The organism is Lysinimonas soli, from assembly GCF_042655435.1.
Taxonomy (GTDB): Bacteria; Actinomycetota; Actinomycetes; order Actinomycetales; family Microbacteriaceae; genus Lysinimonas; species Lysinimonas soli.
In genome coordinates, this window is sequence record NZ_JBHSMG010000006.1 from 37213 (window position 1) to 57422 (window position 20210).

24 protein-coding genes and 2 pseudogenes are annotated in these 20210 nt (G+C 70.4%); 23 read left to right on the forward strand and 3 right to left on the reverse strand.

What is annotated here, in order from left to right; genetic code table 11:
• Positions 1 to 5 precede the first annotated feature (5 nt).
• Genes lepB through ACFPJ4_RS15140 form a run of 7 tightly spaced genes read left to right on the forward strand, consistent with a single transcriptional unit; the run spans position 6 to position 4617 of the window.
• Positions 6 to 908: a signal peptidase I gene (gene lepB, locus ACFPJ4_RS15110; protein WP_386741307.1), complete on the forward strand. Its 903-nt coding sequence runs from the start codon at positions 6 to 8 to the stop codon at positions 906 to 908.
• On the forward strand, positions 908 to 1612 hold the full coding sequence (locus ACFPJ4_RS15115) for a ribonuclease HII (RefSeq protein WP_386741308.1): 705 nt from the start codon (positions 908 to 910) through the stop codon (positions 1610 to 1612). Before lepB ends, ACFPJ4_RS15115 begins: the two co-directional genes overlap by 1 nt.
• A gap of 10 nt (positions 1613 to 1622) precedes the next feature.
• Complete coding sequence (locus ACFPJ4_RS15120; RefSeq protein ID WP_386741309.1) at positions 1623 to 1946, forward strand: DUF2469 family protein; 324 nt, start codon at positions 1623 to 1625, stop codon at positions 1944 to 1946.
• Between the two features lie 33 nt (positions 1947 to 1979).
• Positions 1980 to 2936, forward strand: coding sequence for a Dyp-type peroxidase (locus tag ACFPJ4_RS15125; RefSeq protein ID WP_386741311.1), 957 nt, complete (start codon positions 1980 to 1982; stop codon positions 2934 to 2936).
• Positions 2937 to 2979: 43 nt separating this feature from the next.
• Positions 2980 to 3798, forward strand: a complete 819-nt coding sequence (locus ACFPJ4_RS15130) for an SDR family oxidoreductase (RefSeq protein WP_386741312.1) — start codon at positions 2980 to 2982, stop codon at positions 3796 to 3798.
• Between the two features lie 46 nt (positions 3799 to 3844).
• Entirely contained in the window at positions 3845 to 4231 is a 387-nt protein-coding gene (locus ACFPJ4_RS15135; protein ID WP_386741313.1) for a MerR family DNA-binding transcriptional regulator, read from the forward strand.
• A 38-nt stretch (positions 4232 to 4269) separates the two neighbouring features.
• The gene (locus tag ACFPJ4_RS15140; protein ID WP_386741315.1) at positions 4270 to 4617 is read left to right on the forward strand and encodes a thioredoxin family protein; all 348 of its coding nucleotides are present in this window, start codon (positions 4270 to 4272) and stop codon (positions 4615 to 4617) included.
• Here ACFPJ4_RS15140 and ACFPJ4_RS15145 read toward each other — a convergent pair.
• Positions 4614 to 4829: an SCO4848 family membrane protein gene (locus ACFPJ4_RS15145; RefSeq protein ID WP_386741316.1), complete on the reverse strand. Its 216-nt coding sequence runs from the start codon at positions 4827 to 4829 to the stop codon at positions 4614 to 4616. The two genes, ACFPJ4_RS15140 and ACFPJ4_RS15145, sit on opposite strands and share 4 nt — an antisense overlap.
• A 72-nt stretch (positions 4830 to 4901) precedes the next feature.
• Here ACFPJ4_RS15145 and ACFPJ4_RS15150 point away from each other — a divergent pair, with 72 nt between their 5' ends.
• The 6 genes from ACFPJ4_RS15150 to ACFPJ4_RS15175 all read left to right on the forward strand — a co-directional run bounded on the left by ACFPJ4_RS15150 (position 4902) and on the right by ACFPJ4_RS15175 (position 11527).
• Positions 4902 to 6290 (forward strand): LLM class flavin-dependent oxidoreductase, encoded by a 1389-nt coding sequence (locus ACFPJ4_RS15150; protein WP_386741317.1) that lies wholly within the window; start codon positions 4902 to 4904, stop codon positions 6288 to 6290.
• Between the two features lie 106 nt (positions 6291 to 6396).
• Positions 6397 to 6750 (forward strand): YraN family protein, encoded by a 354-nt coding sequence (locus ACFPJ4_RS15155; RefSeq protein WP_386741318.1) that lies wholly within the window; start codon positions 6397 to 6399, stop codon positions 6748 to 6750.
• A 25-nt stretch (positions 6751 to 6775) separates the two neighbouring features.
• The gene (locus ACFPJ4_RS15160; RefSeq protein ID WP_386741377.1) at positions 6776 to 8308 is read left to right on the forward strand and encodes a YifB family Mg chelatase-like AAA ATPase; all 1533 of its coding nucleotides are present in this window, start codon (positions 6776 to 6778) and stop codon (positions 8306 to 8308) included.
• Positions 8305 to 9579, forward strand: a complete 1275-nt coding sequence (gene dprA / locus ACFPJ4_RS15165; RefSeq protein ID WP_386741319.1) for a DNA-processing protein DprA — start codon at positions 8305 to 8307, stop codon at positions 9577 to 9579. Before ACFPJ4_RS15160 ends, dprA begins: the two co-directional genes overlap by 4 nt.
• A gap of 40 nt (positions 9580 to 9619) precedes the next feature.
• Entirely contained in the window at positions 9620 to 10555 is a 936-nt protein-coding gene (locus ACFPJ4_RS15170) for a phosphodiesterase (protein ID WP_386741320.1), read from the forward strand.
• A 36-nt stretch (positions 10556 to 10591) separates the two neighbouring features.
• Positions 10592 to 11527: a tyrosine recombinase XerC gene (locus ACFPJ4_RS15175; RefSeq protein WP_386741322.1), complete on the forward strand. Its 936-nt coding sequence runs from the start codon at positions 10592 to 10594 to the stop codon at positions 11525 to 11527.
• A gap of 155 nt (positions 11528 to 11682) precedes the next feature.
• On the opposite strand, the gene ACFPJ4_RS15180 is transcribed toward ACFPJ4_RS15175, so the two are convergent.
• Positions 11683 to 12282 carry a M23 family metallopeptidase gene (locus ACFPJ4_RS15180; RefSeq protein WP_386741323.1) on the reverse strand — a complete coding sequence of 200 codons (600 nt, stop codon included), beginning with the start codon at positions 12280 to 12282 and terminating at the stop codon, positions 11683 to 11685.
• A 343-nt stretch (positions 12283 to 12625) separates the two neighbouring features.
• On the opposite strand from ACFPJ4_RS15180, the pseudogene rpsB reads away from it, so the two are divergent.
• From rpsB to tsf, 3 genes and pseudogenes are all read left to right on the forward strand, one after another.
• Positions 12626 to 13388: pseudogene (gene rpsB, locus ACFPJ4_RS15185) on the forward strand (30S ribosomal protein S2); the annotation flags it as partial.
• A 110-nt stretch (positions 13389 to 13498) separates the two neighbouring features.
• Positions 13499 to 13717: pseudogene (locus tag ACFPJ4_RS15190) on the forward strand (hypothetical protein); the annotation flags it as partial.
• Positions 13718 to 13756: 39 nt separating this feature from the next.
• The gene (tsf, locus tag ACFPJ4_RS15195) at positions 13757 to 14584 is read left to right on the forward strand and encodes a translation elongation factor Ts (RefSeq protein ID WP_386741324.1); all 828 of its coding nucleotides are present in this window, start codon (positions 13757 to 13759) and stop codon (positions 14582 to 14584) included.
• 61 nt (positions 14585 to 14645) lie between these two features.
• Here tsf and ACFPJ4_RS15200 read toward each other — a convergent pair whose 3' ends face one another.
• Positions 14646 to 15047 carry a nuclear transport factor 2 family protein gene (locus ACFPJ4_RS15200; RefSeq protein WP_386741325.1) on the reverse strand — a complete coding sequence of 134 codons (402 nt, stop codon included), beginning with the start codon at positions 15045 to 15047 and terminating at the stop codon, positions 14646 to 14648.
• A gap of 85 nt (positions 15048 to 15132) precedes the next feature.
• Between ACFPJ4_RS15200 and ACFPJ4_RS15205 the strand changes: the two genes are divergently transcribed.
• Genes ACFPJ4_RS15205 through ACFPJ4_RS15235 form a run of 7 tightly spaced genes read left to right on the forward strand, consistent with a single transcriptional unit; the run spans position 15133 to position 20110 of the window.
• Positions 15133 to 15624 (forward strand): MarR family winged helix-turn-helix transcriptional regulator, encoded by a 492-nt coding sequence (locus ACFPJ4_RS15205; protein ID WP_386741326.1) that lies wholly within the window; start codon positions 15133 to 15135, stop codon positions 15622 to 15624.
• A gap of 10 nt (positions 15625 to 15634) precedes the next feature.
• The gene (locus ACFPJ4_RS15210; protein ID WP_386741327.1) at positions 15635 to 16477 is read left to right on the forward strand and encodes an SDR family NAD(P)-dependent oxidoreductase; all 843 of its coding nucleotides are present in this window, start codon (positions 15635 to 15637) and stop codon (positions 16475 to 16477) included.
• Positions 16478 to 16535: 58 nt separating this feature from the next.
• Positions 16536 to 17267 carry a UMP kinase gene (gene pyrH, locus ACFPJ4_RS15215; protein WP_386741329.1) on the forward strand — a complete coding sequence of 244 codons (732 nt, stop codon included), beginning with the start codon at positions 16536 to 16538 and terminating at the stop codon, positions 17265 to 17267.
• Positions 17264 to 17632, forward strand: coding sequence for a hypothetical protein (locus ACFPJ4_RS15220; RefSeq protein WP_386741330.1), 369 nt, complete (start codon positions 17264 to 17266; stop codon positions 17630 to 17632). Before pyrH ends, ACFPJ4_RS15220 begins: the two co-directional genes overlap by 4 nt.
• Entirely contained in the window at positions 17625 to 18485 is an 861-nt protein-coding gene (locus tag ACFPJ4_RS15225; protein WP_386741331.1) for a DUF3097 domain-containing protein, read from the forward strand. Before ACFPJ4_RS15220 ends, ACFPJ4_RS15225 begins: the two co-directional genes overlap by 8 nt.
• A 54-nt stretch (positions 18486 to 18539) precedes the next feature.
• Positions 18540 to 19094 (forward strand): ribosome recycling factor, encoded by a 555-nt coding sequence (gene frr / locus ACFPJ4_RS15230; RefSeq protein WP_386741332.1) that lies wholly within the window; start codon positions 18540 to 18542, stop codon positions 19092 to 19094.
• The gene (locus ACFPJ4_RS15235; protein ID WP_386741333.1) at positions 19094 to 20110 is read left to right on the forward strand and encodes a CDP-archaeol synthase; all 1017 of its coding nucleotides are present in this window, start codon (positions 19094 to 19096) and stop codon (positions 20108 to 20110) included. Before frr ends, ACFPJ4_RS15235 begins: the two co-directional genes overlap by 1 nt.
• Positions 20111 to 20210 lie beyond the last annotated feature (100 nt).

Here is a 20210-nt window from a genome sequence, read left to right on the forward strand (position 1 = left end):
GTGACATGACACAGAACGATGCGCCGTCGGCGCGCAACCCGTTGAGCGCGTCCTCGCTCGACGCCCTCACCGCGACGGCGACCGGCAGCGATCGCGCCGTCGACGCGGGCCCACCGGATGCCGGGGCCGCCGGCCGGGGCGATCGGCCCAGCCGGGGCAAGTCGGTCTGGCGATTCCTGCGCGACATCCTGCTCATCCTGCTCGCGGCGATCGTCATCTCGTTCCTGATCAAGACCTTCCTGATCCGTTCGTTCTACATCCCGTCCGAGTCGATGGAGGGCACCCTCCACGTCAACGACCGCATCATCGTGAACGAGCTCGTGCCCAAGGTCATGTCGATCCAACACGGCGACATCGTGGTGTTCAAGGATCCCGGTGGGTGGCTCCCGCCCAGCACCTCGACCCCGTCGACGAACCCGGTGGCGAGCTTCGTCGACTGGGCGCTCTCGATCGTCGGCCTGACCGCCCCCGACAGCAACGATCACCTCGTCAAGCGCGTCATCGGCCTGCCGGGCGACAAGGTCGCCTGCTGCAACGCGTTCGGGCAGATGACGGTCAACGGCGTTCCCCTCGACGAGCCGTACCTGCAGCTGCCCGCGGGAGTGACGAAGGTCTCGCGTGACGACTTCTCGGTCACGGTGCCTCCGAACTCGCTCTGGGTCATGGGCGACAACCGCTACAACTCGGCCGACTCGCGGTACAACCGCGACAAGCCGGGCAACGGTTTCGTCCCCTTCGACGACGTGGTCGGCCGTGCCGTGCTGATCAGCTGGCCACTCGATCGCTGGACCATGCTCGACGACTACCCGCTCGTGTTCGCGGGAGTCGAGTCGGGCGACGGCTCCGGGCAGAACAACACCGGCAGGTCGCAGACGCCGACACCCACCTCGACCACGAGCGGCGGCTGATGGTCGTCGCCGATCCGACGCTCCGCGTGGAGCGCGCGATGCTCCGCGAGGGTGCCGCGCTCGTGATCGGCTGCGACGAGGTCGGCCGCGGAGCCATCGCCGGCCCGGTCGCAGTGGGTCTCAGCGTGTTCGGCGGTCGCCCTGGTGGTGCGCCGAAGGGCCTGCGCGACTCGAAGATGCTCAGCGAGGCCAAGCGCGAAGAGCTCTTCCCGCTCGTCGGCGCGTGGAGCCTGCACTCGGCGGTCGGTCTCGCCTCCAACGAGGAGGTCGAGCGGATCGGCATCGTGGCCGCCCTCGGGCTCTCGGCCGCCCGTGCGCTCGCGCAGCTGCACGACGACGGAGTCGAGATGGCGGGTGCCGTCGTGCTGCTCGACGGCTCGCACGACTGGTTGACGCCGGCGATCGGACGTGGTGGGGCGATTCCGGATGGCGCGCCGCGGCCGACCGTGACGACCCGGGCCAAGGCCGACCGGGACTGCGCTGTCGTGGCCGCGGCATCCGTGCTCGCCAAGGTGCATCGTGACCGCCTGATGATCGAAGCCGACGCCGTGCACCCCGGGTACCACTGGTCCGGGAACAAGGGCTATGCGAGCGCGGAGCACTACGCGGCGATCGACGAACTGGGCCCGAGCCCTCTGCACCGCTGGAGTTGGCTGCGGCAGCCCGCACTGCTCGACGCAGAGGGAACCGAGGCGGTCGCCTAGACTCGATCCGATGGACGAGGACGAGTTCGAAGACTACGACCGTGAGGTCGAACTGGCTCTCTACCGCGAGTACCGCGACGTGGTGGGGCAGTTCAAGTACGTGGTCGAGACCGAGCGGCGTTTCTACCTCGCCAACGAGGTGAACCTCGAGCGGCACGACACCGAGAACGACTTCTACTTCGAGCTCACGATGAACGACGTCTGGGTGTGGGATGTCTACCGCTCGGATCGCTTCGTCAAGAGCGTGCGGGTGCTGACCTTCAAAGACGTCAACGTCGAGGTGCGCGGCGACAAGGATCTCGAACTGCCCAAGGAACTCGCCCTCGACGAGTGATCGGCCAGGCGAGTGATCGGCCAGAATAGCCGCATGGCCGATGACAATTGGGACCGCGTTCCGATCGAACCGCAGAGCGTCAATGCGCCGCTGTCGCGCTACGCCGTGTTCCTCGTGCTCACGATCGGCGCGGGTGACGAGGCGCTCGCGCGGGTGAAGAGCGTCATCGGGGATGTCGGCGGCCTGGTGCGCACGGTGGGGTTCCGCGACCTCGACGGCCACCTCTCGTGCAACGTCGGCATCGGCTCGGACGCCTGGGATCGACTCGGATTCACCGCCCGCCCCGCCCAGCTGCGCCCGTTCTCGGCGATCCAGGGCGCGGCGCACGACGCGCCGTCGACCCCGGGCGACCTGCTGTTCCACGTGCGTGCGGAGCGCGACGACCTGTGCTTCGAGTTCGAACGCCTGCTGCTGGATGCGCTTGGCGACGCGGTCACCGTCGTCGACGAGGTGCAGGGCTTCCGCTACTTCGAGGCGCGCGATCTGCTGGGCTTCGTCGACGGCACCGAGAACCCCACCGGCCGGAGCATGGCCGAGGCGTCGCTGGTCGGCGACGACGACCCCGGCTTCCGTGGCGGCAGCTACGTCGTGGTGCAGAAGTACCTGCACGATCTGACCGCATGGGCGGCGATCGACACGAGCGAGCAGGAGCGGATCATCGGTCGAACCAAGGCCGACAACGTCGAACTCGAGTTGCCCGACGGAGCGCGCCCCTCGCACAAGGACCTCAACACGATCACCGATGCCGACGGGGTCGAGCACGACATCCTGCGCGACAACATGCCGTTCGGGCGTCCGGGTCAGGCAGAGTTCGGAACCTACTTCATCGGCTACAGCGCCCAGTTGTGGGTGATCGAGCGGATGCTGCAGCGCATGTTCCAGGGAGCGCCTCCCGGGCAGTACGATCGCATCCTCGATGTCTCGCGCGCCGTCACCGGAAGCACGTTCTTCGTTCCGCCGATGCCGGTGCTGGAGTCGCTCGCCGATTGAGCGCGCGGCGTAGCGGATCGTCGCGACGGGAGAGGGGAACGCCGTGAAGACCGCACTGCGGGGAGCATCTGTCGTGATCACCGGCGGAGGCTCCGGCCTGGGCCGTCGGATGGCGCTCGAGGCCGCGCGACGGGGAGCCGTCGTGACCATCTGGGACCTCGCGCTCGACAGCGCGGAGGCGGTCCGCGACGAGATCGTGGCTCAGGGCGGCTCCGCCCGAGCTGTGCGCGTCAACGTGGCCGACCGCGAACAGGTCGCCGAGGCCGCGCGAGGCACCGGGCCGGTCGACGTCGTGATCAACAACGCCGGGATCGTGACGGGCGCGAGCCTGCTCGAGGCGAGCGACGCGCAGATCGAGCGCACCTTCGCGGTCAACACGCTCGCGCTCTACTGGGTCACCCGGGCGTTCCTGGGCGGCATGACCGAGCGCGGCCGGGGCACGGTCGTCACGATTGCCAGCGCGGCCGGCCTGGTCGGCGTGGCCAAGCAGACCGACTACTCGGCCAGCAAGTTCGCGGCGGTCGGCTTCACGGAGTCGTTGCGCAACGAACTGCGCACGCAGGGCAGCCCGATCCGCACCCTGATCGTCTGCCCGTACTACATCGACACCGGCATGTTCGAGGGCGTCGAGACCAGGTTCCCGCGGCTGCTGCCCATCCTCAAAGAGGCGGAGGTCGCGCGCCGGATCGTCGACGGCATCGAGAGCGGCCGCGAGCAGCTCATCATGCCGTGGCTGGCCCGGGTCATGCCGGCGACGCGCGCCCTGCCGGTGCGGGCGTTCGACCGCACCATGGACTTCTTCGGCATCAACCACACGATGGACCACTTCACCGGGCGCGCGGGCGTTCGAAAGGAGTCTTGACCTTTCCCCTGGGGACAGGGTTTAGCGTCGTTTCTCGGAGGCGCACATGAGGATCGGCGAACTCGCCCGCGAGGCGGGTGTGACCACGAAGACCGTCCGGTACTACGAGTCGGTGGGCTTGCTCACCGCGACGCGGCTGGCCAACGGCTATCGCGACTACGACGCGGATGCGGTGGCGCTGGTGCGCGAGATCCGCGGCGTGAGCGCGCTCGGCATCCGCGTCGAGCAGAGCCGGCCGTTTCTCGACTGCCTCACGACGGGGCACGCCCAGGGCGACGACTGCCCGGATGCCCTGCTCGCCTACCGTGCGGCCATCGCCGAGTTCGACAGTCGCATCGCCGAGCTCACGGCGCGGCGGGATGCCCTGCGCGAGCTGCTCGAGAGCGCGAGCGCGCGTCCCGAGGCCCGCTGCGAGTTCTCGCCCGCGCACTGATCGTTCCGATCCCATCGTCCCGACCCCGGAGGCACGCCATGCCCGCACTGCACTCGTCCGTCATCCGTTCGGTCACCGACGCCGATTTCGGCGAGCTCGTGCTCGCGGCCTCCGGCCCGGTGGTCGTGGACTTCTGGGCCGAGTGGTGCCCGCCCTGCCGGGCGCTGAGCCCGCTGCTCGAGCAACTCGCGATCGCGCATCCGGAGGTCGCCTTCGTCGCGCTCAACGCCGACGACAACCCCATGACGGCGGAGCAGTACCGGGCGGCGGCGCTGCCGACGATGAAGGTGTTCCGCGGGGGAGAGGTCGTCAAGACCGTCATCGGCGCGAAGCCGAAGCCCGCGCTCGAGCAGCTCTTCGCGGAGTACTTCGACCAGAAAGGCTAGAGCAGCACCAGCGCGACGATCGCCGCGATGGCCGAGACGAGCGCGAGCAGCAGGGCTGCGCCGATCAACACGGCGTGCACGATGAGAAAGCGCGTCGGGCGTCCGTTCGCGTCGCGGGCGCGTTCGTCGCGAGCGACCCGGCGGTAGAAGGTCGGCCAGACCAGCACGTTGAAGACCGCGTTGACCAGCAGGAGGACGGCGAGCAGGATCACGTCCCGAGCCTACGTTGCGCTTTGTGTCGGCCCGACTCCAGGCGGTGTCGGGGATGTCGGATCATGGGGCGCATGACTCGTCAGATCCGCTTCAACGCCTTCGACATGAACTGCGTCGCCCACCAGTCCTCGGGGCTGTGGCGGCATCCGGATGACCGCTCCGCGAGCTACAAGGACCTCGGCTACTGGACCGAGCTGGCCCAGCTTCTCGAGCGCGGCACCTTCGACGGCATCTTCATCGCCGACGTTCTGGGCACCTACGACGTCTACGGGGGCAGCAACGAAGCCGCGATCCGGCACGCGGCGCAGGTGCCGGTCAACGACCCCGTGCTGCTGATCTCGGCCATGGCCCACGTGACCGAGAACCTCGGCTTCGGCGTGACGGCCGGCACGGCCTACGAGCACCCGTACCCGTTCGCCCGCCGGATGTCGACGCTGGATCACCTCACGAAGGGCCGTGTCGGCTGGAACGTCGTCACCGGCTACCTGCCCTCCGCCGCGCGCAACATGGGCGCCGAGGACCAGCTCGAGCACGACGACCGCTACGACCACGCCGACGAGTACCTGGAGGTGCTCTACAAGCTGTGGGAGGGCTCCTGGGAGGACGACGCGGTCATCCGCGATCGGGAGAGCGGCGTGTTCACCGACCCCGCGAAGGTGCACGAGATCGGGCACAAGGGCAAGCACTTCACCGTGCCCGGCATCCACATCTCCGAGCCGTCGCCGCAGCGCACCCCGGTGATCTACCAGGCAGGCGCCTCGCCCCGTGGGATCGCCTTCGCCGCGGGCAACGCCGAGGCGATCTTCGTCGCCGCGCCCACCAAGGAGGTGCTGACCTCGACGGTCAAGCGCATCCGCGACGCCCTCGAGGCGGCCGGGCGCGACCGCTACTCGGCGAAGATCTACACGCTGCTCACGATCATCACCGACGAGACGCCCGAGAAGGCGCAGGCCAAGTACGAAAACTACCTGAGCTACGCGAGCGAGGAGGGCGCGCTGGTCTTCATGTCGGGCTGGATGGGCGTCGACCTGTCGGAGTTCGACCTCGACGAGCCGGTCGGCAACGTGAAGAGCAACGCGATCCAGTCGGTCATCGCCAACTTCCAGGAGTCCGCCGACCGCGGTCGCGAGTTCACGGTGCGCGACATCGCGCGGCACGGCGCGATCGGCGGTCTCGGCCCGCTCATCGTGGGCTCGGGCGAGCAGATCGCCGACCAGCTGCAGGAGTGGGTGGACGAGGCGGATGTCGATGGCTTCAACCTCGCCTATGCGATCACCCCGGGAACCTTCGAGGACATCGTGAACCACGTGATCCCCGTGCTGCGCGAGCGCGGCGCCTACCCCGAGTCGTACGCCGAGGGCACGCTGCGCAACAAGCTGCACGGCCGCGGCGACCGGCTGCCCGAGGAGCACAAGGGCGCGGGGTACCGGGTACAGCTAGCGGGGGAGGGGCCGAGCTAGCGGGGCGGGGCCGCCTCCCGTCGTCCCCAGAGGATCGCGCGCCGGATCATCCGGCACTTGGGGGCGAGAGGGCCCCTCGAGCACGCCCGGGCGGCATTCTCGGACCATGGCCGCGAAAGACGAACTGGGCGCCCGGGGAGAAGACCTCGCCGCGCGCCACCTGCTGCGCCGGGGGCTGACCCTGCTCGACCGCAACTGGCGGTGCCCGCAGGGCGAGATCGACCTCGTGCTGCGCGACGGCGACGAGGTGGTGTTCGTCGAGGTCAAGACGCGGTCGAGCGTGGCGTTCGGGCATCCGCTCGAGGCGATCACGGCGGCCAAGCTCGCGCGACTGCGGCGGCTCGCCGGTGCCTGGTGCGAGGCGCACCCCGGCGCGGGGCGCATCAGGATCGACGCGATCGCCGTCATCGCGCCGCGCGATCTCCCCGCCACGATCGAGCATCTCGAGCGGGTGTTCTGATGGTCGACTCGTCGGGATGCGCGTCGTGACGATCGGGCGCGCCCACGCGATCTCGCTGCTCGGGCTCGACGGGGCGGTGGTCGAGATCGAGGCCGACATCTCGAGCAACCTGCCCTCGTTCGTGCTCATCGGCCTGCCCGATGCCGCGCTCGGCGAAGCCCGCGACCGGGTGCGCTCGGCGGCCGGCAACTCCGGCTGCCCGCTGCCCGCTCGCAAGCTGACCGTGAACCTCTCGCCCGCGGCACTGCCCAAGCACGGCTCGGGCTTCGATCTCGGCATCGCGCTGGCCGCCCTGGCCGCCGACGACCAGGTCTCGGCCGACTCCGTCGCGCGCGTCGTGCACCTCGGCGAGCTGGGGCTCGATGGGCGCCTGCGCCCGCTGGCCGGCATCCTGCCCGCCGTGCTCGCGGCCGTGCGGGCGGGTTTCGACACCGTGGTCGTTCCCGCCGGTAACGCCGACGAAGCGGCTCTCGTGCCCGGGGTGCGCGTGGTCGGGGTCGTCTCGCTGCGCGACGCGGCGATCTGGCACGGGGCCGAGCTCGAGCCGATCCCGCTCGATGCACTGCTCCCGGCCGCCCCCGACGAGGCTCACGACGAGGAGGGCGACCTAGCCGATGTGATCGGCAATCCGGACGCCGTGGAGGCGATCCAGGTCGCTGCGGCGGGCGGTCACCACATCTACCTGCTCGGCCCTCCGGGTGCGGGCAAGACGATGCTCGCCTCGAGACTGCCTTCGTTGCTGCCGCAGTTGACCCCGCACGAGGCGCTCGAGACGGCCTCGATCCGATCGCTTGCGGGTATCCCGGTGCGGGGCGGGCTGTCGCTCAGGCCGCCGTTCGAGGCGCCTCACCACACCGCGAGTGCGGCCGCGATCGTCGGAGGCGGCAGCGGGGTCATCCGCCCGGGAGCCGCGGCGCGGGCCGCGAACGGCGTCCTGTTCCTCGACGAGGCGCCGGAGTTCAGTCCGGCGGCGCTCGACGCGCTGCGCCAGCCGCTCGAGTCCGGCGAGATCGCGATCTCGCGGGCCACCGCGACCGCCCGGTTCCCCGCGCGCTTTCAGCTCGTCCTGGCCGCGAACCCCTGTCCCTGCGGCAACGCGGGCACCCGGGACGGCGACTGCCGCTGCACGCCGTTCGCCGTGCGTCGCTATCTGGGGCGACTCAGCGGCCCGCTGCTCGACCGCGTCGACATCCGCATGGACGTCCACCGGATCACGACCGCGCAGCTCCGCGCCGCCGGCTCCGGCGACCGGGTCGACAGCGAATCGGCGCGGGCACGCGTTCGGCAGGCCCGCGCCGCGGCGGCCGAGCGGCTGCGCGGCACCGCGTGGCGGCTCAACGCGCAGGTCGCGGGCACCTGGCTGAGGTCGCCCGCCGGGGCCCCGGAACGCGGTGCCACCCTCGGACTCGATCGCGCGCTCGAACGCGGCGGGATCACGATGCGCGGCTATGACCGCGTGCTCCGCCTCGCCTGGACCCTCTGCGATCTCGACGGCTCCCCGCGCCCGGATGCCGACCACGTCGGCCGGGCCCTCTATCTGCGAAAGGCGGCACGATGACGATCCTCGGCATTCAGGAATCGGTGGTGGCACCCCTCGTGCGCGCCCTCTCGCCCGAGGAGCTGTCACGGGAGTACGGCCGCGAGCAGCTCGCGGAACGGTTCGCCCGCGCGGCGTGGAGCACCTTTGCCGAACCCGGTGATCGGGATGCCGGTCATCTGCTGAACGTGCTCGGGGCCGAGGCCTCGGTGCGCGCCCTCACGGCGAGCAGCATCGACGATGTCGCCCCGATCCTGCATGCCCTCGCCGACGCGGACGACCACGAACTCACCCACGACGACGCCGTCGACGCCGTCAAGCGGTGGCGCTCCCGGGTTGAGGTACCCGCTGTGCTGCGTTCGCTGCGGCAGGCGGCCCGGTTCGGGGCGCGGCTGCTCGTACCGGATGACCCCGAATGGCCGACCGGTCTCGACGACCTCGGCGAGCACCGACCGGCCGCACTGTGGGTGCGGGGCGACAGCCGGATGCTCGGGCAGCTCGAGCGGTCGATCGCCATCGTCGGGGCGCGCGCCGCGACGGGCTACGGCGAGCACGTCACGATCGAGGCGGCAAGCGGCCTCGCCGACCGCGGTCTCACGATCGTCTCGGGCGCCGCCTACGGCATCGACGGCATTGCGCACCGCGCCGCTCTGGCGAGCTCGGGGGCGACGGTGGCGTTCTTGGCCGGGGGAGTCGACCGCTTCTATCCGGCGGGTCACGAGGCCCTGCTCACCCGCATCGTCGAGCGCGGCGCGGTCGTCTCGGAGGTGCCGTGCGGAACCGCTCCGACCCGATGGCGCTTCCTGCAACGGAATCGGCTCATCGCCGCCGCCAGCCGGGCCACCGTCGTGGTCGAGGCGGGCTGGCGGTCCGGCTCGCTCAACACGGCCAACCACGCCGCGACGCTCGGCCGCCCGATCGGAGCCGTTCCGGGGCCGGTGACCAGCGCAGCGTCGGTCGGATGCCATCGCCTGCTCCGGGACCTCACGGCGGTGTGCGTCACGACGCCCGACGAGATGGCCGAACTCGTGCCGACAGTGGCGGATTCCTCGCCCTCGCCGAGCACCGACGCCGCGCCGCCCCCGGTCGGGATCGACCCGACGGGCACCCGGGTGCGCCTTCTCGATGCGCTCAGCGAGCGGTCCGGTCGGAGCGTCGAACGGATCGTCGCGCTCTCCGGTCTGGCCGCCGACCGGGTGCGGGCCGAACTGGGTCTGCTCGAACTCGAGGGCATCGTGCAGGAGCGCCCCAGCGGATGGCTGAGAAAGGCTGCGAAAGACCTCGCGCGCTGACGGCCCCGCCCCGTCATCCGGCCCGGCTAGAGTGCGCAGCATGATGCAGCTCGGGCAGTACCCTCCACCGACCCACACCATCGCGCACGTCAGCGACACGCACTTCCTCGGGGGGCGCCGCCGGCTCTACGGGGCGGTCGACACCGATCGCAACCTCGCTCGGGCCCTCGAACAGCTGGAGCGCTCCGGATCGCGGCCGAGCGCCATCGTCATCACGGGCGACCTCGCCGACCTCGCCGAGCCCGACGCGTACGAGCGCCTGCGCGACCAGCTCGCACCGGTCGCCGATCGGATGGGGTCGCGCATCATCTGGGTCATGGGCAACCACGACGAGCGGCGTCCGTTCTCGTCGATCCTGCTGGGCGAGCAGCCGAGCGACGCCCCGCAGGACCGGGTGCACGACGTTGACGGCTTGCGGATCGTCGCGCTCGACACCTCGGTGCCGGGCTACCACCACGGGGAGTTGAGCGACGAGCAACTGTCGTGGCTCGAAGGGGTGCTCGCGATTCCGGCGGCGCACGGCACCCTGCTCGCGCTGCACCATCCACCGCTTCCCGCGGTCATCGAGATCATGGCGATCATCGAACTGCAGGAGCAGCAGAAGCTGGCCGACGTCATCCGGGGAACGGATGTGCGCGGCATCCTGGCCGGGCATCTGCACTACTCGACGCACGGCAGCTTCGCAGGGGTTCCCGTCTCGGTCGCGTCCGCCACCTGCTACTCGATCGACCCGAGCGGCGAGCCGGACACCCTGCTCGGCGTCGACGGCGGCCAGTCGATCAACCTGGTCAACGTGTACGCCGACAACGTCGTGCACTCGATCGTTCCGGTGGGCGATTCGCCCCAGGTGGCCGGGTTCTCGGGCGTGATGCTCGAGCGACTCGCGTCGATGACGCCCGAGGAGCGCCGGGAGGCGTTCTCGAGCAAGACCTCCACCTTCAGCGTGGAGGAGGCCGAGAGCTCGAGCGGGTCGTAGCCGCGCACAGCCGCACCGAGGGGCGACCATAGCTGCATGCAGCTACGCGCCGCGATCGAGGGGTTCTCCCGTCACCTGACGGTGGATCGCGGCTTCAGCGAGCACACCGTGCGCGCCTATCGGGGGGATCTCGCCGACCTCGCCTCCTTCGTCGAGGCGACCGCGACCGACCCCGCGGCCTCGAACCCCGAGCCGTTCGACGTGCGCGAGCTCGACCTCGAACTGCTACGGGACTGGTTGTGGGCTGCGACGGGTGCGGGCCTCGCCAAGTCGACGATGGCCCGGCGCACCGCCGCAGCCCGGGCCTTCACGAAGTGGCTGGTCTCGACCGGGGCGGTTCCCGCGGATGCCGCGGCCCGGCTGAAGGCACCGCGCCCCGAGCAGCACCTGCCGCGCGTGCTCACCCGTGGGCAGATGGGCGCCATCTTCGAGGGGCTCGCGGCCCGCGCGGCGTCCGGTGATCCGGTCGCGGTGCGCGACCTCGCGATCGTCGAGCTGCTCTACGCCTCGGCGATGCGGGTCAGCGAGCTCACCGGTCTGCGCCTCGGCGACATCGATCGATCCCGGCTCACCGCACGGGTGCTGGGCAAGGGGGGTAAGGAGCGCGTGGTGCCCTTCGGCGTGCCCGCGTCGCGGGCCCTCGAGCGATATCTGGATGCGGCGCGCCCGATCCTGCGCGCCGACCACGCCGAGACCGGGGCCCTCTTTCTCAACTCCCACGGAGCCGCCATGAACACCCGCTCGGTCTACGAGTTGGTGGCCAGGATCCTGCACGACGTCCCGGGGTCGGGCCCGTCCGGTCCGCACGCCTTCCGGCACACCGCCGCCACGCATCTGCTCGACGGTGGGGCCGACCTTCGCGCGGTGCAGGAGATCCTCGGGCACGCCAGCCTGTCGACGACCCAGATCTACACGCACGTCTCGGCCGAACGCCTGAAGCAGAGCTACGCCAGCGCCCACCCGAGGGCATGAAAACTCGCTTGAAGAAAGTCGCGACCGCGACTTTCGCGGTTTTCATGGCGTGAGCAACCGAGCATCCCACGAACCGATGGCGCCGACACCCAAGGCGCCATGCCCACGAACCGATGGCGCCGACACTCGGGGGCACCATACCCTCTCGCCCCCCATCACCCCATCGGCAACAGCACCGACCACGGCACCCCGTCCAGGAACAGCAGTGGATTCACGTACTCCCCGCCCACGCGCGCGCCGAGATGCAGGCACGCGCTCGCGCAGTGCCCCTCGAGCAGCACCCCGACCACCTGTCCCCGCGTGACGGTCTCGCCGGCGACCAGCGAGCTCTGCACGGGTTCGAAGCTCGAGAGCACCCCGCCGGCGTGCTCGATCGAGAGCACGGGCCGGTCCACGACGACGCCCGCGAAGTGCACGACCCCGTCGGCCGGTGCGAGCACGGGGGAGCCGGTCGGTGCCCGGATGTCGATGCCGCGGTGCCCCGCCGCGTACGGCGTGGGCGGGGCGAGGTAGGGCCGCGCGATCGGATGCGGTGCCGCGACCGGCCACTGCCACGGCGGCCCCGCAGGCGGCCCTGCGGACGGACCCGCAGACGCCGCAGCGGTCGCGCTCGCCCGGTCACACGCCACCGCGCTCGCCGCGACCGCCCCAGGGGCGGCGCTCGCCGCGCCCGCGCCAGCGCTGCCCGCACCCCCGCCCAGACCCACGGCGAGCAGCGACCCGGCGACCATGAGAACAACGCGAGCACGCGACATCCCCCGAGCATCCCGCCGGCCGGTCCCGGCGACGGCGCCGTCGCCGGGACCGGTGCACCGCGGTCCCGATCCCGCTCCGGGGGAGGAGCCGCCCCGGTGCTACACTGTGAGACGCACTCCGCTCCGGCGGGGTGACTACGCGTGCCCACGCGACGAGAGCCGAGAAGTCGGCGACGGTCGCGGCACCGGCCTCCACCTCCTTCAGTCATCACGGGAACCGCGCGAACGGGGAACGTGACAGTGGATGTGCGCCCGGGCACCAGGGATCGCGAGCCATCCGGCGTCGCGGCGATCAACTGAGAAACCGTGCGGGCGAGAGCCTGCCCAGAAAGAAGGAACGACCATGGCCGTCGTCACCATCCGCCAGCTGCTCGACAGCGGCGTCCACTTCGGACACCAGACCCGTCGCTGGAACCCGAAGATGAAGCGCTTCATCCTGACCGAGCGCTCGGGCAGCCACATCATCGACCTGCAGCAGTCGCTCAAGCACATCGACACCACCTACGACTACGTCAAGGAGACGGTCGCCCACGGCGGCACGATCCTCTTCGTCGGCACCAAGAAGCAGGCTCAGGAGGCCATCGCCGAGCAGGCGACCCGCGTCGGCCAGCCCTACGTCAACCAGCGCTGGCTCGGCGGTCTGCTCACCAACTTCCAGACGGTCTCCAAGCGCCTCGCGCGCATGAAGGAGCTCGAAGAGATCGACTTCGACGACACGAGCAAGGGCTTCACCAAGAAGGAGCTGCTGATCCAGCGTCGGGAGCTCGTCAAGCTGCACAAGACCCTGGGCGGTATCCGCAACCTCACGAAGACGCCGTCGGCCATCTGGGTCGTCGACGCCAAGCGCGAGCACCTCGCGGTCAACGAGGCCACCAAGCTGGGCATCCCGGTGATCGGCATCCTCGACACCAACGCCGACCCCGACGAGCTCCAGTACCCGATCCCGGGCAACGACGACGCCATCCGCTCGGTCGGCCTGCTCACCCGCATCATCGCGGATGCCGTGGCCGAGGGCCTCATCCAGCGTCACCAGAAGCCCGAAGAGGCCGGCAACGTCTCCGCGGTGGAGCCGCTGGCCGAGTGGGAGCGCGAGCTCCTCGAGGCCAACGAGACCCCGCAGAGCACCGCGGAGCGCATCGAGGCCGCCGACCAGAAGGCCGCCGAGACCGGTGAGACCCCGGCCGAGCTCGCCGAGGAGATCGCCGAGATCATCGCCGCCGAGACGCCGGTCGCAGAGAACGACGCCGACGCGGTGGTCGCCGAGCACGAGGCCGCCGCCGACCCGACGCTGGTTCCGCACCACGCGCCCGAGAGCGACGAGCTGACCGAAGCCAAGATCGAGGCCGAGTCCGTCGTGCCCACCGAGCCCACCGACGAGGCGCCGAAGCCGGCCAAGAAGGCCAAGGCCGCGGCCGCAACGCCCGACGCCGAGTAACTCTCCACCCGTTTTTCTGAGCCAGTAAGGAACACATCCATGGCCAACTTCAGCCTGGAAGACGTCAAGGCCCTGCGCGAGCGCCTGGGCACCGGAATGGTCGACACCAAGAACGCCCTCGTCGAGGCGGACGGCGACATCGAGAAGGCCGTCGAGATCCTGCGCCTCAAGGGGGCGAAGGGCAACGCCAAGCGTGCCGACCGCTCCACGAGCGAGGGCCTCGTGGCCGTAGTCGAGAGCGCCACGGCCGTCACGATGTTCGAGCTCGCCTGCGAGACCGACTTCGTCGCCAAGAACGAGAAGTTCATCGCGCTGGCCGACAGCGTCGCGCAGGCGCTCGCCGACTCGGGCGCCGAGACGGTGGATGCCGCCCTGGCCACCCCCGCCGGCACCGGCTCGGTCGCGAGCCTGATCGAAGACCAGGCCGCCACGCTCGGCGAGAAGGTGGAGCTGCGGCGCATCGTGCGTCTCAGCGGCGACCACTACGCGATCTACCTGCACCGCACGAGCAAAGACCTGCCGCCGCAGATCGGCGTCGTCGTCGCCTACTCGGGTGACGACGCGGAGACCGCGCGCAGCATCGCCCAGCACATCTCGTTCGCCGACCCGCAGTACCTGTCGCGCGACGACGTGCCGCCGGCCGAGGTCGAGAACGAGCGTCGCATCGTCGAGCAGATCAGCCGCGAGGAGGGCAAGCCCGAGGCGGCTCTGCCCAAGATCGTCGAGGGTCGTGTCGGCGCCTTCTTCAAGCAGGTCGCCCTGCTCGAGCAGGACTACGCCCGCGACAACAAGCTCACCGTCGGCAAGGTCGTCGCCGACGCCAAGCTGACGATCAACGGCTTCGCGCGCTTCAAGGTCGGCGCGTAACGCGAGTCACCCCACCCTCGGACGGGCCCGGAACGCATGTCGTTCCGGGCCCGTCCGCGCTTCACGGCCGGGGGCGGGTGCCACGTCTCCAGACCGGCGAGATCGCGAACCGCGTGATCCGCCAGCCGTCGGAGTCGCGTCGAGCGGTTCCTCGCCAGACGCTGCCCAGCTCGAAGCTCACGGCTCCGTCGTCGGCCGCGAAGATCGCGACGAGGTTCGCGCGGAGTTCGGCGTCGTCGCGACGCTGGTCGACGAGCACCCCGGTGACCAGGTGCTGCAGTGCGGGAACGGACTCGTGGTTGCGGCGCAGCTGAGCCACGAGCTCGTCGCGCCCCCGGAGCGCGCCTCCCGGGGTCTCGCCGACGATCTCCGCGCTGTAGAAGTCTCGCAGCTCATCGAAGAGATGGTCGTCGATCATCGCGTAGATGCGGGGAACCAGTCGTTCGAGATGTTGTTCGGTCATCTGCTCTCCTCAGTTATCGTTGGGACAACCAACGTTGGAGTAACCAACGATATGACATCGGGCGCCGATCGTCTACCGTGAGCGCATGAACAGTGCTGACGCCCCGCGGCGCGTGCGATCCCTGCCGAGCTGGCAGCTCAACCAGGCCGCCTCGCGGGGAACCCGGCTCGTCGCCGAACGCGCCGCCGATCTCGGAGTGACCCGCAGCACCTTCTCGATCCTCGCGGCCCTCGACGAGTTCGGGCCGTCGAGTCAGGCCGAGTTGGGGCGCCGGGTGGGACTCGATCGCAAGGACGTCTCGTCGCTCGTCGCCGGGCTCGAGGCGGATGGTCTCGTGCGCCGCGGCCCCGATGAGCGCGACGGCCGTCGCAAGCTGCTCGAGATCACCCCTCACGGCCTGGCGATGCTGGAGCGACTCGACGGCGCGTTCACAGCGGCGCAGGACGAGCTTCTCGCGGTGCTCTCGATCCGCGACCGCGTCGAGCTGGCCCGCCTGCTGCTGCTGATCGCCGACAGCGACACGGCGTCAGCGCCCTCGAATCCCCGTCGGGATCTCGGTCGAGCTCTCCTTGGCTAGCCTGGATCCCGTGGTCGAGAACCCCGTCATCCTCATCACCGGTGCCACCGACGGGCTCGGGCGCGCCCTCGCCGACCGGCTCGCCTCGCAGGGGGCGCGGCTCATCCTGCACGGGCGGGACGCCGAACGCCTGGCGACCGTGGCCGACGAGATCGCGGCATCCGGAGCCGAGCGCCCGCGGGCGGTGCTCGCCGACCTGGCCGATCTGGCGCAGGTGGCCCGGCTCGCCGAGGACGTCGCCGGCATGACCGACCGGCTCGACGTGCTCGTGAACAACGCAGGCATCGGCTCGGGGGAGCCCGACGGGCGTGAACGCCGGGTCAGCGCCGACGGCTACGAGCTCCGGTTCGCGGTGAACTACCTGGCGGGCTTCCGGCTGACGCTCGGCCTCATCCCCAGGATGCGGGTCGCACGGTCGGCCGGACCGGCCCGGATCGTGCTGGTCGCCTCCCTCGGCCAGAACCCGCTCGACTTCGGCGACCTCATGATCACGCACGGCTACTCCGGGCAGCGGGCGTACGGGCAGTCCAAGCTCGCCCAGATCATGTTCGGCATCGAACTGGCGCACCGGCTGCCGGCCTCCGAGATCACCGTCAACAGCCTGCATCCCGCGACGTACATGCCCACCAAGATGGTGTTGCGCGAGGTGGGGCACTCGGTCGACACGCTCGAGGCGGGCGTGGATGCCACCGCGCGACTGGCCGCCGATCCGAGCCTCGACGGCAAGACCGGCCGCTTCTACGACCGCCAGCGCGAGGCCCAGCCGCACGAGCAGGCCTTCGACCCGGTCGCCCGCCGTGAGCTGTGGCAGCGCAGCCTCGAGCTGACCCGCATCCCCGACCCCTTCGCCTGAGTGCCACCGCCGCGCCACTGTTAGCCTGGTGCGAGCCAACGCCCGCTGGAGGACAGCCATGACCGATCGCCGACGCCGTGTACTTCTGAAATTGTCGGGGGAGGCGTTCGGGGGCGGGGCGCTCGGCGTGAATCCGGACATCGTGAGCGGCATCGCCAAGGAGATCGCCGAGGCCGCGCCGAAAGACCCCGATGACCCCGAAGGCGTCGAGATCGCGGTCGTCGTCGGTGGCGGCAACTTCTTCCGTGGAGCCGAGCTCAGCCTGCGCGGCATGGACCGCGGCCGCGCCGACTACATGGGCATGCTCGGCACCGTGATGAACGCGCTCGCCCTGCAGGACTTCCTCGAGCAGGCCGGCGCGCAGGTGCGCGTGCAGTCCGCGATCGCGATGACCCAGGTCGCCGAGCCGTACATCCCGCTGCGCGCCGAGCGCCACCTCGAGAAGGGCCGCATCGTCATCTTCGGCGCCGGGGCGGGGCTGCCCTACTTCTCGACCGACACCGTCAGCGCACAGCGCGCCCTCGAGATCGGCGCGGATGCCGTGCTGGTCGCCAAGAACGGCGTCGACGGCGTCTACACGGCCGACCCTCGCACGAACCCGGATGCCGTCAAGCTCGACACCCTCAGCTACCAGGACGCGCTCGTCCAGGGCCTCAAGGTCGTCGACTCGACCGCGTTCAGCCTGTGCATGGACAACCGGATGCCGATGGTCGTCTTCGGCATGGAGCCGGCCGGCAACATCACCAAGGCCCTGCGCGGCGCCAAGATCGGGACGCTGGTGACCGCATGAGCCAGGACGGCATCCCGACCATCGTGCTGGTGCCCGTGCGCCGCCGCGCCGTCTGGGACATCGCGGTGTCGATCATCGCGCTCGTGTTCAGCTACGCGGTCTTCTTCATCGGTGCCGTGTTCGCCGTGCTGGGAGCCTCCTTCGCCCAGGACTGCTCGTCGTGCAACACGGGGCCCGCGACCGGAGGCCTCGTCGGCCTCGCCGCGGCCCTCGCCTTCGTGGCTCTGATCGGCACGATCGCGACGATCGTGCTCCAGGTGTTCCGCCGGCGCACCTGGTGGGTGGCGGCGGCGACCCTGCTGGTGGTCATCGTCGGCTGGATCGTCGGTTTCGCGGTCTTCGCGAGCGCCCTCAGCGGTGCCTGAGCCGTTCGACGGGCACCTCGCCGACCGCTACGGCCCCGACGTGCTCGCCTCGGCGCGGGCGGCGGCCGCCGCGCGGGTGACCCCGACGGTGGATGCCACCCCCGACCTCGTCGTCGAACTGGCGGGCAGCGGCTCGGCGCCCGGCTTCGTCGGCGCCGTCATCCGGGTCGAGAAGGGCACCGTGGAGCTCGAGGACCGCCGCGGCGCACGCCGGGTCTTCCCGCTCGGCGCCGGGTTCCTGGTCGACGGCCGGCCGGTCGTGCTGCGTGCCCCCGCGGCCGCCGCACCGCGTCCGGGGGAGCTTCGCACGGCATCCGGCTCGGTGGCCCCGACCTCGACGCGGGCGCGGGTCGCCCGCGCCCACCGGATCTTCGTGGAGGGCCGTCACGACGCCGAACTGGTCGAGAAGGTCTGGGGTACCGATCTGCGCGTCGAGGGCGTCGTCGTCGAGTACCTGGAGGGCATCGACCACCTCGCCGAGGTGCTTCGCGAGGTGCAGCCCGGCCCGGAGCGCCGCATCGGGGTGCTGGTCGACCACCTGGTGCCCGGATCCAAGGAGAGCAGGATCGCCGCGCAGGTGACCGGACCGCACGTGCTGGTCGTCGGGCATCCCTTCGTCGACGTCTGGCAGGCGGTGAAGCCGGCGCGGCTCGGCCTCGAGGCCTGGCCGGTGATTCCGCGCGAGGTGGAGTGGAAGCACGGCGTCTGCGCGGCTCTGGGCTGGTCTCATGACGAGCAGGCGGACATCGCGGCGGCCTGGCAGCGCATCCTGGCGACGGTGCGCGACTACCGCGACCTCGAGCCGTCGGTGCTCGGACGGGTGGAGGAGCTCATCGACTTCGTGACCGACTGACCGCGTCGGCACAGAGGCTAGGCTTTGGCTGACGCTGTTTCGAAGGAGTGTGCCGTGATCAGTGACGTTCTCGCCGAGGCGACGGAGAAGATGAACCGCGCCGTCGAGGTCGCCAAGGAGGACTTCGCGACCGTCCGCACCGGCCGCGCCAATCCCGCGCTCTTCCAGAAGATCCTCGTGGAGTACTACGGCACGCCGACGCCGCTCGCGCAGCTGGCGAGCCTGCAGAACCCCGAGGCGCGCACCCTCATCGTGACGCCGTACGACAAGACCGCCCTCAAAGAGATCGAGAAGGCGATCGTGAGCTTCCCGAACCTGGGCGCGACGCCGACCAACGACGGCACCCTGATCCGGGTCACGATGCCCGAGCTCACCGAGGAGCGTCGCAAGGAGTACGTCAAGATCGTCCGCGCCAAGGGCGAGGACGCCAAGGTCGCGATCCGCAACGTGCGCCGCAAGGCGAAGGACGATCTCGACGCGCTCAGCAAGGAGGTCGGCGAAGACGACATCTCGCGCGCCGAGAAGGAGCTCGACGCCCTGACCAAGTCCCACGTCGACGGCATCGACGACGCCTTGAAGCGCAAAGAAGCCGAACTGCTCGAGGTCTGATGGCGACGCCAGACCCGCCCGTGCCGGATCAGCCGACGCCCGAGCGGCCCGCCGGCTCCTCGGCCCGCAAGCACCCGCCGACCCGCGCCGACTTCGAGGCGAGGGCGCAGGAGGCCCGGGCCGACATCGAGGCCCGCGTCGAGGCCACCCGCGCGCAGTTCGATGCGACGCAGCAGAAGATCCGGGCGCGCACGGGCCGCAACCTGCTCGCGGCGATCGCCATCGGGGTCGCGCTCGGCGCGGTGTTCGTGGTCAGCCTCATCATCCTGAAGTGGCTGTTCATCTTCTTCGGCGCCGCTCTGGTCGGGTTCACGGTCTTCGAGCTCGCCAGCGCGCTGCGGCAGGCCGGCCGGGACGTGCCGCGGGTCGCCTCGACCGTCGTCGGCGTCGCCGTGGTGCCGATCGCCTTCTTCTTCCACGCACAGGGGCTCTGGCTCGCCACGCTGGCCGCGGTGCTGCTCATCTCGCTCTGGCGCCTGGTCGAACTGGCGCTGCGTCCCAGCCATCGAACCGGAGCCACGGCCGTACTGCTGGACCTGGGCGCCGGAGCGTTCATCCAGATCTACGTCACCTTCATGGCCGGCTTCTACCTGGTGCTGACCGGATCGGACGGCGGCGAGTGGTGGACGCTGGCCTCGATCGTCATCGTCGTCGCCACCGACACGGGCGCCTACGCGAGCGGTCTGCGCTTCGGTCGTCACAAGCTCGCGCCGAACATCAGCCCCGGAAAGACCTGGGAGGGCTTCGCCGGATCGATCCTGGTCGCGATCGTCGCCGGGGTGCTGCTCGCCGTGCTCATGCTGCACCAGCCGTGGTGGGTCGGGGTCGTCATGGGCGTCCTGCTGGCTCTGGTGGGCACAGCGGGCGATCTGACCGAGTCGCTCATCAAGCGCGACATCGGCGTCAAAGACATCTCGAGCTTCCTGCCGGGGCACGGCGGATTCCTCGATCGCCTGGACTCGATCCTGCCCTCGGCCGCCGTGGCGTACGCGATCTTCCTGATCGGTACCCACTAGCGCGCCGCCGCTCCTGCGGCGCGTCCGCTCCGCGACACGAGCGTGGTCGTGTCGCTGTGCTGGGCCCACTAGCACGCCGCCGCTCCTGCGGCGCGTCCGC

What these genes read in the sequence shown, in the direction of transcription:
- ACFPJ4_RS15150 (WP_386741317.1), top strand. Translation starts at nt 4,902, where the DNA reads ATGACTCGTCAGATCCGCTTCAACGCCTTCGACATGAACTGCGTCGCC.
- ACFPJ4_RS15205 (WP_386741326.1), top strand. Translation starts at nt 15,133, where the DNA reads ATGAACAGTGCTGACGCCCCGCGGCGCGTGCGATCCCTGCCGAGCTGG.
- ACFPJ4_RS15220 (WP_386741330.1), top strand. Translation starts at nt 17,264, where the DNA reads ATGAGCCAGGACGGCATCCCGACCATCGTGCTGGTGCCCGTGCGCCGC.
- ACFPJ4_RS15180 (WP_386741323.1), bottom strand. Translation starts at nt 12,282, where the DNA reads ATGTCGCGTGCTCGCGTTGTTCTCATGGTCGCCGGGTCGCTGCTCGCC.
- dprA (WP_386741319.1), top strand. Translation starts at nt 8,305, where the DNA reads ATGACGATCCTCGGCATTCAGGAATCGGTGGTGGCACCCCTCGTGCGC.
- ACFPJ4_RS15125 (WP_386741311.1), top strand. Translation starts at nt 1,980, where the DNA reads ATGGCCGATGACAATTGGGACCGCGTTCCGATCGAACCGCAGAGCGTC.
- ACFPJ4_RS15135 (WP_386741313.1), top strand. Translation starts at nt 3,845, where the DNA reads ATGAGGATCGGCGAACTCGCCCGCGAGGCGGGTGTGACCACGAAGACC.
- ACFPJ4_RS15155 (WP_386741318.1), top strand. Translation starts at nt 6,397, where the DNA reads ATGGCCGCGAAAGACGAACTGGGCGCCCGGGGAGAAGACCTCGCCGCG.
- ACFPJ4_RS15140 (WP_386741315.1), top strand. Translation starts at nt 4,270, where the DNA reads ATGCCCGCACTGCACTCGTCCGTCATCCGTTCGGTCACCGACGCCGAT.
- ACFPJ4_RS15200 (WP_386741325.1), bottom strand. Translation starts at nt 15,047, where the DNA reads ATGACCGAACAACATCTCGAACGACTGGTTCCCCGCATCTACGCGATG.
- ACFPJ4_RS15175 (WP_386741322.1), top strand. Translation starts at nt 10,592, where the DNA reads ATGCAGCTACGCGCCGCGATCGAGGGGTTCTCCCGTCACCTGACGGTG.
- pyrH (WP_386741329.1), top strand. Translation starts at nt 16,536, where the DNA reads ATGACCGATCGCCGACGCCGTGTACTTCTGAAATTGTCGGGGGAGGCG.
- ACFPJ4_RS15120 (WP_386741309.1), top strand. Translation starts at nt 1,623, where the DNA reads ATGGACGAGGACGAGTTCGAAGACTACGACCGTGAGGTCGAACTGGCT.
- tsf (WP_386741324.1), top strand. Translation starts at nt 13,757, where the DNA reads ATGGCCAACTTCAGCCTGGAAGACGTCAAGGCCCTGCGCGAGCGCCTG.
- ACFPJ4_RS15235 (WP_386741333.1), top strand. Translation starts at nt 19,094, where the DNA reads ATGGCGACGCCAGACCCGCCCGTGCCGGATCAGCCGACGCCCGAGCGG.
- ACFPJ4_RS15115 (WP_386741308.1), top strand. Translation starts at nt 908, where the DNA reads ATGGTCGTCGCCGATCCGACGCTCCGCGTGGAGCGCGCGATGCTCCGC.
- lepB (WP_386741307.1), top strand. Translation starts at nt 6, where the DNA reads ATGACACAGAACGATGCGCCGTCGGCGCGCAACCCGTTGAGCGCGTCC.
- ACFPJ4_RS15170 (WP_386741320.1), top strand. Translation starts at nt 9,620, where the DNA reads ATGATGCAGCTCGGGCAGTACCCTCCACCGACCCACACCATCGCGCAC.